This is a genomic window from Myroides injenensis M09-0166 (assembly GCF_000246945.1).
Lineage (GTDB): Bacteria > Bacteroidota > Bacteroidia > Flavobacteriales > Flavobacteriaceae > Flavobacterium > Flavobacterium injenense.
Window position 1 is genome coordinate 1 of sequence record NZ_BAEX01000085.1, and the last position, 15,487, is coordinate 15,487.

A 15,487-nucleotide genomic window follows, 5' to 3' on the forward strand; every position below is an offset into this window, starting at 1 on the left:
AAGAATTTAATTCAGGTTTAATCCCAGTGTTGTTCGGGGACGGTTGCAGTCTTGTTCGGGAATACCCCTGTTTTTGCAATGTATAGCTGAGTAATTCTCGAACCCTTCTCGAACAAAGTCCCTCTTTAACTCTAAAAAAGGCTTCTTAAGCCTTGTAAATGCTGAGTTTTATTAAAAATTCCTTTTGCAAAAAAGGTTAATAAATGTATTTTTTGGTCATTATTTACCCTTGAAGTAAATAGGTATAGTGACTTTGCGTAGTGGGGTAGGATCTTGAGATATGGATGAGATATATTTATGCAATATTCAAATATGAAAATTCGCTAATATGAATTATAATCTATGTTCTTTTAATTTTGAGAAAAGAATTATCTTAGATAATAAGATTATAATGTGAGTTTCGTTATACATAAAAGTGGTATAACTAACAGTATATGATATCAAAAGTATTAATATGAAGAAATATTTACAAGTAATTGTTTTGGCAGTATGCGTTTTGGTTACGGTGTTCATTACTGTGTTTGATGTTAAATCTAATGAAGATAAATTAGAAGAAAAGCTCAAAAGTTATGTAGAGACCACTGCAGTAGTAAAAGCAATAAACTCACCTAATATTACAAGATATGGCAGTAAACAACCTTCTTATGATTTGGAAGTGTTATTAAATAATGGGACTAGGGTAAATATGTATAAGCGACAATTAGGTGGCGATTTTAAAATAGGGGATACTATTCTAATTCTTTATAACCCAGAAAGCCTACACGATGATATTTATTTAAAAAAGTAAATTGCTATAGTGTTTTTTAAAAGTCTGTAAAAAAAGAAAGGCTGATGTAAAGTACATCAGCCTCTTGCTATTATTATGATTTTACTTAAAGTAAGAGAATGTTTCGTTATTCTCAATGTTTAAGACTGTTTCGTAGATTAGTTTGATTGTATTTTCCACATCGTCTTTATGTACCATTTCTACAGTTGTGTGCATATATCGCAATGCTAGAGATATTAATGCAGAAGCAACACCGCCATTGCTATAAGCAAAGGCATCAGTATCTGTACCTGTTACTCTTGACATTGCATTTCGCTGAAACGGAATATTGTTTTTTACGGCAGTATCTTCTATTAATTCTCTTAGCTTATTTTGAATAGCAGGAGCATAGCCAATTACTGGTCCACGTCCAATTTTATTATCTCCTTCAATATTTTTGTCCACTAATGGAGTGTTTGAATCGTGACAAACATCTGTTACGATAGCTACATTAGGTTTGATGGTTTGAGTTATCATTTCTGCTCCACGTAATCCAACCTCTTCTTGTACAGCATTGACAATATATAGACCGAATGGAAGTGTTTTGTTGTTTTCTTTAAGTAATCGTGCTACCTGCGCAATCATGAATCCTCCAATTCTATTGTCTATTGCTCTACAAACAAATTTGTTATTGTTTAAGACAGTAAATGTATCTGGGTAAGTAATCACGCAACCTACATGTATACCTAGTGCTTCTACTTCTGCTTTTGATTCACAACCAACATCAATGAAATTTGTTTCGATTTTTGGAGCTTCTTCTTTACCAGCTCTATTTCTGATATGGATAGCTGGCCAACCAAAAACACCTTCTACAATACCATTCTTAGTATGTATATGAACGCGTTTAGAAGGAGCAATCATGTGATCACTTCCTCCATTACGAACTACATGGATGAATCCATCTTCTGTAATATATTTTACATACCATGATATTTCGTCAGCATGCCCTTCAATTACCACTTTGTAAGGAGCATCTGGATTAATTACTCCTACTGCCGTTCCATAAGTATCAGTGATAAAAGTATCTACGTAAGGCTTTAGGTATTCCATCCACAGTTTTTGTCCATTAACTTCGTGTCCAGTAGCAGATGTGTTATTTAAATAGGCTTCTAAAAAAGCCATAGAATCATTGTTTAGAATGCTCTTTGAATCCATAATTTATTTTTAGGCTAAATTAATAATAAGAACTAAAAATTACTAATTTTGGGTATATTTAAGAATATGAAACGGTTAGTCTTTTTAATAGTCTTTTTGATTTCTCCTTTTGTCTTTGCACAGGAAGTAGAGTTGGTTCCAGTACCCGATATTCCTGCTGAAATCATTATTGATGGAGATACACTTTCTACCCAGACAATGCCAGAAATATATATTGGAGTAGATAGGGAAGAGGAAAAGTATAAAAGGGATATGATTATCCTGAGAAATCGATTAAGACGCGTTTATCCATATGCATTAGCTACTGCAGAAAATTTAGTCATTCTTAATAAAAATTTAGAGAAAATTCCTACCAAAAAGGAAAAGAAAAAATATATCAAACGTTCACAAAAATATCTAGAAGGGCAATTTAAGGAAAAACTAAAAAAACTATCACGTAATGATGGTAAGATATTACTTAAACTAATAGACAGACAGACAGGTGAAACGGCTTATGATTTAATCAAAGAATTTAAGAGTGGATGGACTGCTTTTTGGTCTAATGCGACTGCAAGAACGTTTAGTCTAAATTTAAAATCAGAATATCATCCAGAGACAAATCTAGAAGATTTTTATATAGAGACACAGTTGCAGTATTTATTCTTTAGATATGAGCTCGAGCGCAGTAATGGAAAGAATGAAATTAACTTTAATAAGATGAGATTGCTATGGCAAGATAAAATATCGGATGAAGAGTTTTTTCCTTTAGAGTTGCGCGAATAGTTTCGAATTCTAAAAAATAAAAGTAACTTTGTCCTAATATTTATTTTATGGAACAATTTATCGTATCTGCCCGAAAATACCGACCACAAACATTTCAGGATGTTGTGGGACAGCAAGCTATAACTAATACCTTGATTAACGCAATTGAGAGTAATCATTTAGCACAGGCATTGCTATTTACAGGACCACGAGGAGTAGGTAAGACCACTTGTGCACGTATATTGGCACGTAAAATAAACCAAGTAGGATATGATGATCCTTCAGAAGATTTTGCATTTAATGTATTTGAATTGGATGCTGCTTCAAATAACTCAGTTGATGATATCCGTAATCTAATTGATCAAGTACGTATACCTCCTCAAACAGGTATCTATAAAGTGTATATTATCGATGAGGTGCATATGTTATCTTCTGCTGCATTTAATGCCTTCTTAAAAACGTTAGAAGAACCACCTCGCCACGCTATTTTTATTTTAGCTACGACAGAGAAACATAAGATAATTCCAACTATTTTATCTCGTTGTCAGATATTTGACTTTAAGCGAATTACAATTGCTGATGCAGCTGCTCATTTAGCATTAGTAGCACAACATCAAGGTATTAATTATGAAGATGATGCGCTGCGTATTATCGCGCAAAAAGCAGATGGTGCAATGAGAGATGCTTTATCTATATTTGATAGAGTAGTATCGTATTGTGGTCGTAATTTAACGCGTCAGGCTGTTGCAGATAATCTTAATGTATTGGATTTCGAATACTATATTCGAATTACAGATATGATATTAGCAGGACATATTCCTGCATTACTAACCGCATTTGACGATATATTGGCAAAAGGGTTTGATGGACATCACTTTGTAGCAGGTTTAGCTTCTCATTTTAGAAATTTAATGGTGTGTAAAACGCCAGAGACTATTTCATTGTTAGAAGTTGGTGAGCATGGAAAACAATTGTTTATGCAACAATCGCAGCGTACCTCTATTCCTTTTTTAATTAAAGCGGTAGAGATGGCAAATGATTGTGATTTGAAGTATAAATCAAGTCAAAATCAACGTTTGTTAGTTGAGTTATGCTTAATGCAATTAGCGTCTCTATTTTTAGGAGACGAAAAAAAAAAGATAATGCAACAATAATTTCTGCGGAAGAGCTAAAAGAAGTTTTAGCTAACTTACCTCAGAATATGAGCTTTAGCAATATACAAACTGTTGAGTCTAATCCATTCAGCGGCGCGAATAGCAATATACCTATTAGTAATAATAATGAGGCTTCAATTATAAGTGCTTCCAATCAAGTAGGTGTAAATACTGATAATACTGTTTTGCCTAATAATATAGATTTAAATACGCAAAACTTTAATCAGGTCAATCAAATACCCTCCCCACAACAATTACCAAGCCAAGAGCTTGATACTTTATCTGTTAATGCTAATCTTTCCAATGAAAATAAATTGGATGATGTGGTATTAAATGAAGAACAATCTCTGCAGCGACAAAGGATTAATGCTCTTTCTATTTCTAGTATTAGAATGAAAAGAGAGTTAGAACAGTCTTTAGAAAAGAATATAGTTAATCCAGAAGATTTACCTAAAGATTCTTTTAGCTATGACACTTTGATGAGCGAATGGCAAAAATATGGTGATAAATTAGCAAGAACAGGCTTGATGCTAATGTATTCATTAATGGGAATGTGTGTTCCTAGATTGAATAGCAGTATCATAACTATTGAATTACCTAATCATGGTTCAAAGTTAAGTTTTGATGAAAACAAGTATGAGCTTGTAAATCATCTTCGCAAACGACTAAATAATTATGAAATTGAAATAATTATTGAAGTTAATGAGGAGATCAAGATTGCTAAAAAAGTTATGGACAGTAAAGATAAATATGAGCATTTCGTAAAATTAAATGCTGATATAGAAATTTTAAGGGAAACATTTGATTTAGAAATAAGATAAAAAAATATAAGAGAATTATGATAAAGATAGGAACTGACAATACTTTAAAGATTGCAAGACGCACGAGTGTAGGTTTGTATTTAACAGATGGTGAAACCGATATTTTATTGCCAAATAAATATGTTCCAAAAGACTATGAATATGGAGATGAGATAGTAGTTTTCGTTTATTTAGATCACGAAGAGCGCCCAGTTGCGACAACAATCGAACCATATATCTACATTAATGAGTTCGCTTTATTAAAAGTAAACTATATTAATGATTTTGGGGCTTTTATGGATATGGGATTAGAAAAGGATCTTTTCGTTCCATTTAGAGAACAAGCTCGTCCTATGAAAGAGGGTAATCGCTATTTAGTACATATGTCTTTAGATGAAAAGACAAATCGATTAGTTGGTTCTAGTAAGTTAAATCAGTTCTTAGAAAATAAAGAAATTACTGTAAAAGAAGGTGATGAGGTTGAATTAATAGTTTCGCATATAACAGAGCTTGGAATTAATGTAATTATCAATGAGTTGCACAAAGGATTGATGTATAAAAATGAGGTATTCGAGGAGTTACATACAGGAGATCGCATTATTGGATACATTAAGACAATTCGCCCTGATGGTAAAATAGACGTTGTGAGAAAGAAACCAGGGTTTGATGGTGTCTTAGACGTGGCCAATATTATAATGAAAGAATTAGAACATAATAAAGGCTTTTTAGGACTTACTGATGATAGTCATCCAGAAGATATTAAAACCGTTTTAAACATTAGTAAAAAGGCGTTTAAAAAAGCTATAGGAACACTATATAGAGATAAAAAGATAGATATCCGCGAAAATGGTATCTATTTATTAGACAAATAAATAAGTAAATAAACTGTGAAACAGTAATTTGTAAAGCTATTTATTTGTGGTTCACTAATAAAAAGTGTGTGTTTGCTAAAATTTCAAATAAATATACTTTTAAAAGTTGTACTTTTTACCTAATTTTAGTAAACAATGAATTACTGTCCCCACGAAGTAGATATTAGACTACTTTATTTGTTGTTGTAAAATTAAGAGAGATTGCATTGCGCAATCTCTTTTTTTTATTTCCCTGTTTTTATTATATATACAGTGAAGTTTCTTCTTTTTAAAATAGTATTAGAAGATAAATTGCTAGAGAAAATGGGTGATTTATAACTAATATTGAATTATATATTCGCATATTGAACCTTGTTCCCTCAAAAAAATGCTTACTTCACTAAAAAGAATAGCTGATAGTGTAATAGGTTAAGTACTTTTGTTTCCCAATTAAATAGAATGGACGAGTTATTTAAATTGGAAAAATGAAAAAACTACGGTATTACTTTTTAATCCTGAATTATCTTTTACAAGATAAATACCCTACTAGGGAGGATTTAATTAAGCATTTAAATGAGTATAATATTGATATTAGTGAAAGAACACTATATCGTGCATTAAACGAATTATCTACAGAATTCGGTGTGGCTATACGCCTTGATAATGTCCAAAAAGGATATTATATAGCCAAGCAAAACGAAGTAGAGGCTAGAGAAGTCTTAAGTAGTTTGAAAAATTTGGTTACAACTGATATACTTTCAAATTCCAACAAATCTAAAGTAAGTTTAGGTAAATATTTAGAACAGGAAGTTAATAAATCCATCGTCCCAATAGATACTTTACATCTTATTCTTAAGGCAATGGTAAAAAATCAAAAAATTTCGTTTACAGTTTACCATTCTCATACAAGAAGTGAAAGTACGCATATAGTTGCTCCTTTATTTTTTAAACAATATCAAGACTGTTGGTATTTAATAGTTAAAGAGGGTGAGCGAGTTAACAGTTACGACTTGGATAATTTATCTAATATTAAGGTTCTAAAAGATAAATTTAAAGAGAATAGAGAAAAGATAAAATCTATATTCAATGAAAGTCTAGGTCTTGATTTTGCGGAAAGTGAGTTGAAGAGAGTGAAGTTGTTATTTGATAGTAATCTTCATTCAGCTCTATTGACTGATCCTATTCACTGCTCTCAAGTAGTAGATTTGCTTGACAATGAGAATAAGTTGAAAGTAAGCTTGGAAGTAAGACCTAATGAGGAATTAAAACAATATATATTAAAATATGGTAGTGCTGTAAGTGTAGTAGAACCATTAGAATTAAAACAAGAAATAATAGAAGAGTTACATAAAGCAATAATGCTTAATGCATAATCTAAAGATACATTAATTGGGGAATTAGTGTTGTAATACTTGTAAGAATATCCAATGTTAAGCAGGTATTACGGTTAGTTTGTTTCAATTAAATAGCAGGTGGGGACCTGCTATTTTTTTTGCTATATTTTCTACTGAAATTCTATGTTATTTTATATTAAAATGTGTAAGTACTTTATTGTCAATTTTTAATATTAAGTTATTGTTATTTGTTTAAGAGACAGTCTTTTTACATCTTAAAAAATCGGAACTTTAAATAGGTCTAAAAATATTCAATATGGAAAGTTATTCGCGTTTAAAGTTTTTAGTAGATTATGGTTTAAATCTATTTAATGATGAGGAGGCTAAGAAGTTATTTCATCTTTATCAATTTTCAGAAGAGTGCTATCGTTTCTTACTGTTGCAAAGTACTGTGGAGGTAAAAGAAGATGAGGAGAACAATTGTTTTAAGTTTTTAAATTTTTCTAGTAATGAAGATGAATTTGATATTATAGAGTTCAATGAAGACAGTATTTTTTCGCCTTATGTTTTTTTCTTTGCATCTAATGGGGGAGGGAAATATTACGGAGAGATTTTATCAGGAGGTCATAAAGGAAGAATTATTTGTATCGACTTAAATCAGTATAGTGATATCGACAGTTTGGAAGAACTTTTAGAAGATATTTATTTAGACAACTCTATAGATTCACTTGATCAAGAGTATATAATTGATTTATTATTACAGATAGATGTTCAGAATTTTACTTTACAATCTGTTAGTTTTGAATCATTTGTAAATTTAGTATTTAAAAATTATGATACGCAAACAGCTATATATCATTAACGAATTAAGATAAATAGTTGTATTATTAAAAAAAGTATATAATACCTTGATTTTTATAAATTACACAAAAAAGACTCCTATTTAGCGAGTTCTTTTTTTTGTTTTTATTAGTAAAATACTAATTTTAAGAAAAATAATGTTAATGAAAATGTTTTTGTTATAAATAAATTAACAATTGTCTATATTTGTTTTTCTGTAAAATATGAAGATAATGAAATACGGATATGATAATTCTGTTAAATATGGAAATGTTTTCGTTATTAAATAGTGGTATGATTAATGATGTGTTAAAGTTGTTTATATGGTGATTTATCATATTTCTCCATAGTAATAATTCTGAAATTTACTATGTGAAAGAGGAAAATGGAGTGTTGTTTTTATAATAAGTATTTTTTATCCATTTGTGATGCTAAAAGGTATTTATTTAGATGAAGGAGTCGATGTCGTGTAATTTTAAAAAGTGATTAAGAGGATTATTAATTTAAATTTTTAAACAATTATAACAATGAAAAGGCTTTTAACAATTGTATTTGGTGTAGTACTTACATTTCAAATGCAAGCTCAGCAACAAAATTCAAAACATTCAACATCTAAGAAAGTTGAACCACGCGTAATTATTTTAGCAACTGGGGGAACTATCGCAGGATCTGGAGAATCTTCTACTAAGGCAGCTTATACTGCTGGTCAAATTCCAGTAGATAACTTATTAAATGCTGTTCCTCAAATACATGAAATAGCAAACGTAAAAGGGGAGCAAATTGCACAAATAGGTAGCCAAGATATGAACGTGGAAACATGGTTAAAATTAAGCGACCGTATTAATCAAATATTTGCTAATAATGAAGCTGATGGAGTAGTGGTGACTCACGGTACTGATACCCAGGAAGAAACAGCTTATTTTTTGGAATTAACTGTAAAATCTGATAAACCAGTTGTATTAGTAGGAGCTATGCGTCCAGCAACTGCAATGAGTCAAGATGGTAATAGAAACTTATTAGATGCTGTAATGGTAGCTGCCTCTCCAGAGAGTAAAGGAGTAGGAGTTGTTATTGCAATGAATGAAGCGGTTTTAGCGGCAAGAGATGTTACTAAAACAATCACTACTAATATGGCAACATTCCAATCAAGAAATTTTGGTCCTATTGGATTAATTTATGATGGAAAAGTAAGTTACTACTATAAAAGTCTACGTTCGCCAGCAGAAAAATTTGATATAACAGGACTTAAAAAATTACCACAAGTAGAGATTGTTTATGGCTATGCTGATGCAAGTCCTAGAGCTGTAACAGCATCAATAGAAGAAGGAGTAGCAGGAATAGTGTATGCTGGGTTAGGTAATGGAAACTTTAATGCTCCAGTAGGAGAAGCTTTAGAACAAGCAGCTAAGAAAGGTATCATTGTTTGTAGAGCAGCAAGAGCTGGAGGTGGAAGAGTAACGTTACACAATGAAGTAGATGATGACGCACTAGGTTTTATTGTATCAGATGACTTAAGCCCACAAAAAGCAAGAATCTTATTAATGTTAGCATTGACAAAAACAAAAGATCGCAAAGAGATTCAAGAGATGTTTTTTAAATATTAATCTAGTTTCCCTAATGTGGAAAAAATAAACTACTAAAAAAGGAGCGTGATAAGCAAATATCATTTTGGCGCTCCTTTTTTTTCTCAACATTTTAAATATAAATGACAATAATATGCTATTAGTACAATTTATCATCTTAATAGCTATGATTCTGATAGGATCACAGATGAAAGGTATTGGGTTAGGAGTTATGGGAATGGTTGGTCTTGCAATCTTTGTATTTATCTTTCATATGAGACCAGGGGATCCACCAATAGATGTAATGCTAGTCATTATGGCTATTGTTTCAACAGCGGCGACACTGCAAGCATGTGGAGGGTTAGATTATTTAGTAAGATTAGCAGAGAAAGTGATTCGTAGTAATCCTTCAAACATTATTTTTATAGCACCATTTACTGTTTACTTCTTTTGCTTATTTGCTGGGACAGCACATTTATTGTATTCTTTGCTTCCTATTATTTCGGAGGTAGCAGCTAAGAAAAGAATACGACCAGAGCGCCCATTAAGTATATCAGTAATAGCGTCGCATTTAGCTATCACAGGTAGTCCAATGAGTGCAGCAACTGCTGCGTTTGCGGGAGCGACAATATTAGCATATCCTGGAGCCTTGATAGATATTATGAAAGTATGTATACCAGCTTGTATAATAGGGATATTTTTTGGTTGTTTATCTGTTTTGAAGAAAGGAAAGGAGCTAGAGCTCGATCCTGTGTTTATTGAAAAAATGAAAGACCCAGAATTTGCTCGTAGTTTGGATGCAGATGATCAAGTTAATCCTAAACCATTGAAAAAAGGTGCTAAGTTATCAGTGCTTATTTTCTCTATTGCAGTATTATTGATTGTATTTGCAGGTGCTTTTCCGCATATGTTACCTCATTTTGAGCCTGGAAAAGCTTCTTTAGTTTTGAAAGCAAACGGTGAATTACAAATGGTTAGCGTAATTAGTATTATAACATTGACTGCATCTGCATTAATGATGATTTTTACTAAAACGAGTGCAGTAGAAGTAACAAAAGTTAGTTTATTTACTTCAATGGCTACAGCTGTTGTATCTGTATTTGGTGTGGTTTGGATGAGTGCTACTTTTATGTCACATAACGAAGTAGCTATTAAAGGTTTCTTATCTGAGGTTGTTACTGCATACCCTTGGACATTTGCAATTGCTGTATTTGTATTGGGAGCTTTGATGTTTAGTCAAGCAGCAACAACTAAGACTATGATGCCTTTAGGAATGGCATTGGGAGTTTCTAATCCTGCTTTAATTGCTATTTTCCCAGCTGTGAACGCAGATTTTGTGCTACCTGGATATCCTACCTTATTAGCGGCAATTAACTTTGATAGAACTGGTAGTACCAAAATTGGAAAATTCGTTATAAATCACAGTTTTATGATTCCAGGTCTAGTTGCTATTACTACAGCTATTATTGCCGGATTTATATTAGGAGCATTTTTATTATAGAGAAAGAAGAATATACTTAAGAACAATAAAAAAATTGAATATGAGAAAACTATTATTTTTTGCTTTATTATCAAGTTGTTGTGCTGCATATGCACAAAAACAGGAGTCGCAGAATGACTCTATATACAAACCGATTATTCCTATTGAAAAACAAGGGCTATTAAAAAATGTAGATGTTATTTTTAATACGCGATTTGCATTTGATAATGACTTTCTAGATGGTAGTCACACAAATTCAGAATTTAAGAATAATCAAATACGTCTTGAGATAAAAGGTAAAATTCATGACAAAGTATATTTTAGATTTAGAGATAGATATACAAAAGATCCAAGACCAGGAGATACAGATAAAATTAGTAGATCAACGGATTTAGCATTTGTTGGTATTACATTATCACCTAAGACAGAATTAACATTTGGTAAACTTTGTGCTGATTGGGGAGGTAATGAGTTTGACTTAAACCCTATTGATGTTTTAGAATATAATGATATTCTTGAGAATGCAGATAATTTCTTAACAGGGGTAGGATTAAGTCATCAAGTTGCTGCAAATCATAGATTAAATGTTCAGGTATTAAATTCTCGTAACGATCAAATGAAAGATATCTACAAAGATCGTTTACCAGAAGGACAAGAAGAATCAAAGATGCCACTTGCATTTGTGGGTAACTGGAGAGGTTCTTTCTTTGATGGTGCATTTAAAACAAGTTATAGTTATAGCTATTTCCAAGAGACAAAGAAAAAAGCAATGAACTATATTTCGTTAGGAAATACTTTCCAAAAGAATAACTTTACATTAATGTACGATTTTCAGTATTCACACGAAGGACTTGATCGTACAGGTATAGTAAGTGGAATGACACAAACAGAAGATAAGCCATTTGCAGCGATTAATTCCTCTTATTTAGAAAACTGGTTAAGAATGGAATATCTGGTTGCACCAAAAGTAAACTTATCATTAACATTAATGACTAGTAATGCTTATGGTAAAAATATAACAGGTGAAGATAGTGGAACTAATCATTTACGTACAAGTTATGGTTTTATTCCTTCTATCCAATATCTTCCTTTTAAAGACATTAATATTAGATTTTATGTTTCTTACGTAGGAAGATATTATGAGTATTCAGGGTTTGCTAAAGAACAGTTAGGACAATCTAATTACAATACAGGAAGATTGAGTATTGGATTTATTGCACCGCTATTAGTTTTATAGAATAATATAATCGAATCTATAGAAGGCTACTCAATTTGGGTAGCCTTTTTACTTTATTATAGGAGGATAGTCTTTAAATAGGATTAAGTGAGTAAATAAAAGTTATTTTTGCACTAAGTTTTGGAAAGAGAACCTTATGAATATAGTAACTTTTGAAGAAGTATTTAAAGAACGAATATTTAGAATTCCTGATTATCAACGTGGGTATTCTTGGAGCAAAAAGGAATTGGAAGAATTGTGGAGTGATTTGTATAATACGCATCACAATCGCAATGCTTTTCATTTTGCAGGTATTCTAACTTTTACAGATTTTACTAAATTAGATAATGGCAGCATTCGAAAAGAGGGGATAGCGGTCCGAGAAGGTAAACTATTTATTAATTCAAAATATTATAAGGGCTGTAATATTGTTGATGGACAGCAACGTCTTACTACCTTATTAATTCTTTTATCAGAGCTTGTAAATGCTCTTGATGAGCTAGAATATAGGCAGCATTTAATTGATTTATATTTTAAAAAAGATGAAGGAGGGGTTAATAAATATATTTTTGGTTATCATATTGATGTGCCTTCACACAATTATTTGATTAGAGAAATATTTAATGAACCTGATTATGAGGAGGAGCAAACAGAAACTTTATATACACATAATCTGTCTTATGCTAAATCTTTTTTTGAAGAAAGAGTGCATTCTTTACCTCAAATAGAAATTAGACAATGGATAGAGAAGATTACAAAATCTCTATTGTTTTCCATTCTAAATCTCAATGAGTCAAAAGAGCGCCCTTTAGATGTTTCCATGGTTTTTGAAACTTTAAACTTTAGAGGAAAACAATTATCGAGCTTGGAAAGATTAAAAAATAGAGTTCTTTATATTGTGTCAAAGCAGTTAACTGGTGCACCTACCGTTGAACGAAGTAGAAAAAAGGTTAATCAGGCTTGGTTAGAAGTTTATAAATGGCTTGGAAGGAACCCATCACAAGCCATGGATGATGATGCTTTCTTAAAAGCTTTTTGGTTATTATATTTTTCTCGTTCAGATATGGTATCTATTGATTTTAAGTCTTACCAAAAGCATTTATTTACCATTGATTTTTATCTCGATCCTAGTTCAGAGACTACTAATTATGCAGAATATAATGAGTTATTAGCGTGGTTAGAATGCATGAAGAAGGCGGTAGTTCTTTGGTATTTTATAAATAATCCATTTGCTATTGATAATGATGAGGATTTTAGATTCTGTACGACGACAACTATTCAAAAATCATTACAACGCCTTAATAATTTTCCTAAAGGATATGGTAAATACATGCTTAATTTAGTATTAGCTATTTTAATGAGAGATTTGCCTTTAAAGGAAGATGATACACTATCTGAAAATACTAAAATTAAACAATTAACAGAGATTGAACACTTATTATTCGCTATTGAAAGACACAATATAATGTGTTTTTTATTACAAGGCAATAATTCAAATTTAAACTTAGAAGATACTTTTAGAGATATTAATTACTATTACTCTAGAGGAAGAGCTCATAATAATGATTATTTAATAAATGTCCTCTTAGATACTAGAGTAAATCACTTTAGATGGAAAGAAGTAATTAGGCACATTCATAAAGGGAATAGATTTAAGTCATGGGCAGGATTAGAATACCTTTTAAAGAATATAGAAGATGACAAAGGTGGATTAGTAGGAAGTAGTGATCCAAAAGTATATTTGATTTATCCTGAAGAAGATGATTATGAGATGAGAAGTATGTATAAGGATATAAATACAATGCAAAAGGTTAATAGAGATCGTTATAGTTATTCAATAGGGAATATGTTTCTTGCCTACAATCGTTATGATGCTAACTCTTTTGAAGGTATACAACAGAAAATTAAGAATGCTATTAAGCATAATTATAGATTGACTAATCTAGAGTTAGGATTATTAGATTATCAACAGTGGAATAAAGAAACTATTGAAAGTAGAGGGCGTCTACTATTTACAAAATTTATTGATAAATGGGATTTGCCTTTTATACAAGATACAGAAATGCGAAAATTATTACTCGATGAAGTTTAGTAAAAGTTAAATATTTTAGAAGTATTACTTTGAATTATAGTAGTTTTTGAGAATTAAATTTAGTTATTTTACTTTTGAATTATGATTTAAAAATATGGGTATTACAGTAAACTTTTTTGAGCAGATTGTTAGTAATTTTATTGAAGAAATACGTCCACAAGATGTAGAGTTTAGAAAAATTATTGATTTTGAGTTTACCTCAAAAAATAATGTCTTTGAATTATACTGTGTAAGGCCAGCTTTTTTTGATCCTTCATTAGTAATAAGACTTCCTTATGCTAAGTTTAAATACGTGAAAACTCAGAATATATGGAAGCTCTACTGGAAGTTAGCTAATGGGAAATGGACGAGCTACGATAAGCTGCCTGAAAGTGATGACTTATTAGTTATTTTAAATGAAATAAAAGAAGACCCATTAGGGTGCTTTATGAAATAACAAACAAAGGCGATAAATTACATTATCGCCTTTGTTTGTATAAATAGGTTTTTTATTACTTAACGGCGTTATCTAAAAACATTTGTTTTACTTTATTTATATCATAGCTCTTATCAGCTTCTAGCTCTCCAGAACTAATAATATTGGTGACATTTCCATTACCGTTAATGACAAAGAAAAATGGATAACCTAAGTTTTTAGCATCTGGAGCGTATTTGTCAAAAACTTCTTTATTCTTATTTTTTGTTGAGTAATTAAGATGATAATACACGAAATTTTGATCTACAATATTTTTAAGCTCTTCATTCTTTTGTACAAAATCATTAAATCTTAAACACCAAATACACCAATTTCCCCCTGCTTGTACGAATACATTCTTACCTTCTTTTTTAGCTAGAGCAACTAGTTCATTAAGTTTTTCTTGAGCATCTTCGTCTTCATTATACGGTTTTTCAAGAGCTTCTTTTTCTTGTGCTATTTGTTTTTTAACTGCAGTAGTATCAATTTTTGTATCGCTTACTGTTTCTGTTTCTACTTGAGTGGGTGTGTCCTTTATTTCATTTTTACAACTTACTGTTAACAGTATAGTTGCTATTAATGTTGATGACAGAAGTAGTTTTTTCATATTGATTGAGTTTGAATTGTTTTCTTTTAAAAAGAATTAAAAAGTGAAAGTACTAAAAAAAATCAAATAGTGATATTTTAATAATTAGCTACGTGCTGTTAATATGTTTAGTTTTTTATTAAAACTAATATCATTTGTATTAGTGTATCTTTTTGTCACTAGATTTTTTTATTTAACTAAAAAAGAAGTTTGCACATTTAGCAAATAATTGTTCATTATTTTTTATAAAATAAATAAAAAATAATGAATGTTTTATTAAACAGATAGTATCTGTTTAATTATTTATATATAGTGTTTAATATTAACAATAAACAGTTAAAGTATTTCTCGAATTGTACCTTTATTAAATTATACTATAAAATACTATTATCTGTTTTTGTGAAAATATATAATAAC

The 15,487-nt window shown here is 30.7% G+C and carries 14 protein-coding genes; 12 read left to right on the forward strand and 2 right to left on the reverse strand.

Going from position 1 to position 15,487, the window contains the following annotated elements; genetic code table 11:
• Positions 1 to 454: 454 nt before the first annotated feature.
• Positions 455 to 787 carry a hypothetical protein gene (locus RH98_RS12465; protein WP_010255345.1) on the forward strand — a complete coding sequence of 111 codons (333 nt, stop codon included), beginning with the start codon at positions 455 to 457 and terminating at the stop codon, positions 785 to 787.
• Between the two features lie 81 nt (positions 788 to 868).
• Here RH98_RS12465 and RH98_RS12470 read toward each other — a convergent pair whose 3' ends face one another.
• A complete protein-coding gene (locus tag RH98_RS12470) occupies positions 869 to 1,960 on the reverse strand; it encodes a M42 family metallopeptidase (protein ID WP_010255346.1) in 1,092 nt (363 codons plus the stop codon).
• Positions 1,961 to 2,026: 66 nt separating this feature from the next.
• On the opposite strand from RH98_RS12470, the gene RH98_RS12475 reads away from it, so the two are divergent.
• From RH98_RS12475 to RH98_RS12525, 11 genes are all read left to right on the forward strand, one after another.
• A complete protein-coding gene (locus RH98_RS12475) occupies positions 2,027 to 2,722 on the forward strand; it encodes a DUF4294 domain-containing protein (protein ID WP_010255348.1) in 696 nt (231 codons plus the stop codon).
• Positions 2,723 to 2,769: 47 nt separating this feature from the next.
• Complete coding sequence (dnaX, locus tag RH98_RS12480) at positions 2,770 to 3,855, forward strand: DNA polymerase III subunit gamma/tau (RefSeq protein ID WP_010255352.1); 1,086 nt, start codon at positions 2,770 to 2,772, stop codon at positions 3,853 to 3,855.
• Positions 3,792 to 4,676: a DUF8439 domain-containing protein gene (locus RH98_RS15325; RefSeq protein WP_010255356.1), complete on the forward strand. Its 885-nt coding sequence runs from the start codon at positions 3,792 to 3,794 to the stop codon at positions 4,674 to 4,676. The genes dnaX and RH98_RS15325 overlap by 64 nt, the downstream gene beginning before the upstream one ends.
• Before the next feature lie 17 nt (positions 4,677 to 4,693).
• A complete protein-coding gene (locus tag RH98_RS12490; protein WP_010255358.1) occupies positions 4,694 to 5,527 on the forward strand; it encodes a CvfB family protein in 834 nt (277 codons plus the stop codon).
• A gap of 464 nt (positions 5,528 to 5,991) precedes the next feature.
• Positions 5,992 to 6,879, forward strand: a complete 888-nt coding sequence (locus RH98_RS12495; RefSeq protein WP_010255361.1) for a helix-turn-helix transcriptional regulator — start codon at positions 5,992 to 5,994, stop codon at positions 6,877 to 6,879.
• A gap of 277 nt (positions 6,880 to 7,156) precedes the next feature.
• Positions 7,157 to 7,702, forward strand: a complete 546-nt coding sequence (locus tag RH98_RS12500) for an SMI1/KNR4 family protein (RefSeq protein WP_010255363.1) — start codon at positions 7,157 to 7,159, stop codon at positions 7,700 to 7,702.
• Positions 7,703 to 8,207: 505 nt separating this feature from the next.
• Entirely contained in the window at positions 8,208 to 9,284 is a 1,077-nt protein-coding gene (locus RH98_RS12505) for a type II asparaginase (protein WP_010255365.1), read from the forward strand.
• Positions 9,285 to 9,396: 112 nt separating this feature from the next.
• Positions 9,397 to 10,743, forward strand: a complete 1,347-nt coding sequence (locus tag RH98_RS12510; RefSeq protein WP_010255366.1) for an anaerobic C4-dicarboxylate transporter family protein — start codon at positions 9,397 to 9,399, stop codon at positions 10,741 to 10,743.
• A 40-nt stretch (positions 10,744 to 10,783) separates the two neighbouring features.
• Positions 10,784 to 11,959 carry a porin gene (locus RH98_RS12515; protein WP_010255368.1) on the forward strand — a complete coding sequence of 392 codons (1,176 nt, stop codon included), beginning with the start codon at positions 10,784 to 10,786 and terminating at the stop codon, positions 11,957 to 11,959.
• 136 nt (positions 11,960 to 12,095) lie between these two features.
• A complete protein-coding gene (locus RH98_RS12520; protein WP_010255371.1) occupies positions 12,096 to 14,030 on the forward strand; it encodes a DUF262 domain-containing protein in 1,935 nt (644 codons plus the stop codon).
• Positions 14,031 to 14,124: 94 nt separating this feature from the next.
• Complete coding sequence (locus RH98_RS12525; RefSeq protein WP_010255373.1) at positions 14,125 to 14,466, forward strand: DUF3024 domain-containing protein; 342 nt, start codon at positions 14,125 to 14,127, stop codon at positions 14,464 to 14,466.
• 55 nt (positions 14,467 to 14,521) lie between these two features.
• Here RH98_RS12525 and RH98_RS12530 read toward each other — a convergent pair whose 3' ends face one another.
• Positions 14,522 to 15,091 carry a thioredoxin family protein gene (locus tag RH98_RS12530; RefSeq protein ID WP_010255375.1) on the reverse strand — a complete coding sequence of 190 codons (570 nt, stop codon included), beginning with the start codon at positions 15,089 to 15,091 and terminating at the stop codon, positions 14,522 to 14,524.
• Positions 15,092 to 15,487: the final 396 nt, after the last annotated feature.

Bases quoted from the DNA above. Each gene is read 5' to 3' on its own strand.
- RH98_RS12505 (WP_010255365.1), top strand. From the start codon at position 8,208: ATGAAAAGGCTTTTAACAATTGTATTTGGTGTAGTACTTACATTTCAA.
- RH98_RS12500 (WP_010255363.1), top strand. From the start codon at position 7,157: ATGGAAAGTTATTCGCGTTTAAAGTTTTTAGTAGATTATGGTTTAAAT.
- RH98_RS12470 (WP_010255346.1), bottom strand. From the start codon at position 1,960: ATGGATTCAAAGAGCATTCTAAACAATGATTCTATGGCTTTTTTAGAA.
- RH98_RS12475 (WP_010255348.1), top strand. From the start codon at position 2,027: ATGAAACGGTTAGTCTTTTTAATAGTCTTTTTGATTTCTCCTTTTGTC.
- RH98_RS12520 (WP_010255371.1), top strand. From the start codon at position 12,096: ATGAATATAGTAACTTTTGAAGAAGTATTTAAAGAACGAATATTTAGA.
- RH98_RS12515 (WP_010255368.1), top strand. From the start codon at position 10,784: ATGAGAAAACTATTATTTTTTGCTTTATTATCAAGTTGTTGTGCTGCA.
- RH98_RS12530 (WP_010255375.1), bottom strand. From the start codon at position 15,091: ATGAAAAAACTACTTCTGTCATCAACATTAATAGCAACTATACTGTTA.
- RH98_RS12525 (WP_010255373.1), top strand. From the start codon at position 14,125: ATGGGTATTACAGTAAACTTTTTTGAGCAGATTGTTAGTAATTTTATT.
- RH98_RS15325 (WP_010255356.1), top strand. From the start codon at position 3,792: ATGCTTAATGCAATTAGCGTCTCTATTTTTAGGAGACGAAAAAAAAAA.
- dnaX (WP_010255352.1), top strand. From the start codon at position 2,770: ATGGAACAATTTATCGTATCTGCCCGAAAATACCGACCACAAACATTT.
- RH98_RS12495 (WP_010255361.1), top strand. From the start codon at position 5,992: ATGAAAAAACTACGGTATTACTTTTTAATCCTGAATTATCTTTTACAA.
- RH98_RS12490 (WP_010255358.1), top strand. From the start codon at position 4,694: ATGATAAAGATAGGAACTGACAATACTTTAAAGATTGCAAGACGCACG.
- RH98_RS12510 (WP_010255366.1), top strand. From the start codon at position 9,397: ATGCTATTAGTACAATTTATCATCTTAATAGCTATGATTCTGATAGGA.
- RH98_RS12465 (WP_010255345.1), top strand. From the start codon at position 455: ATGAAGAAATATTTACAAGTAATTGTTTTGGCAGTATGCGTTTTGGTT.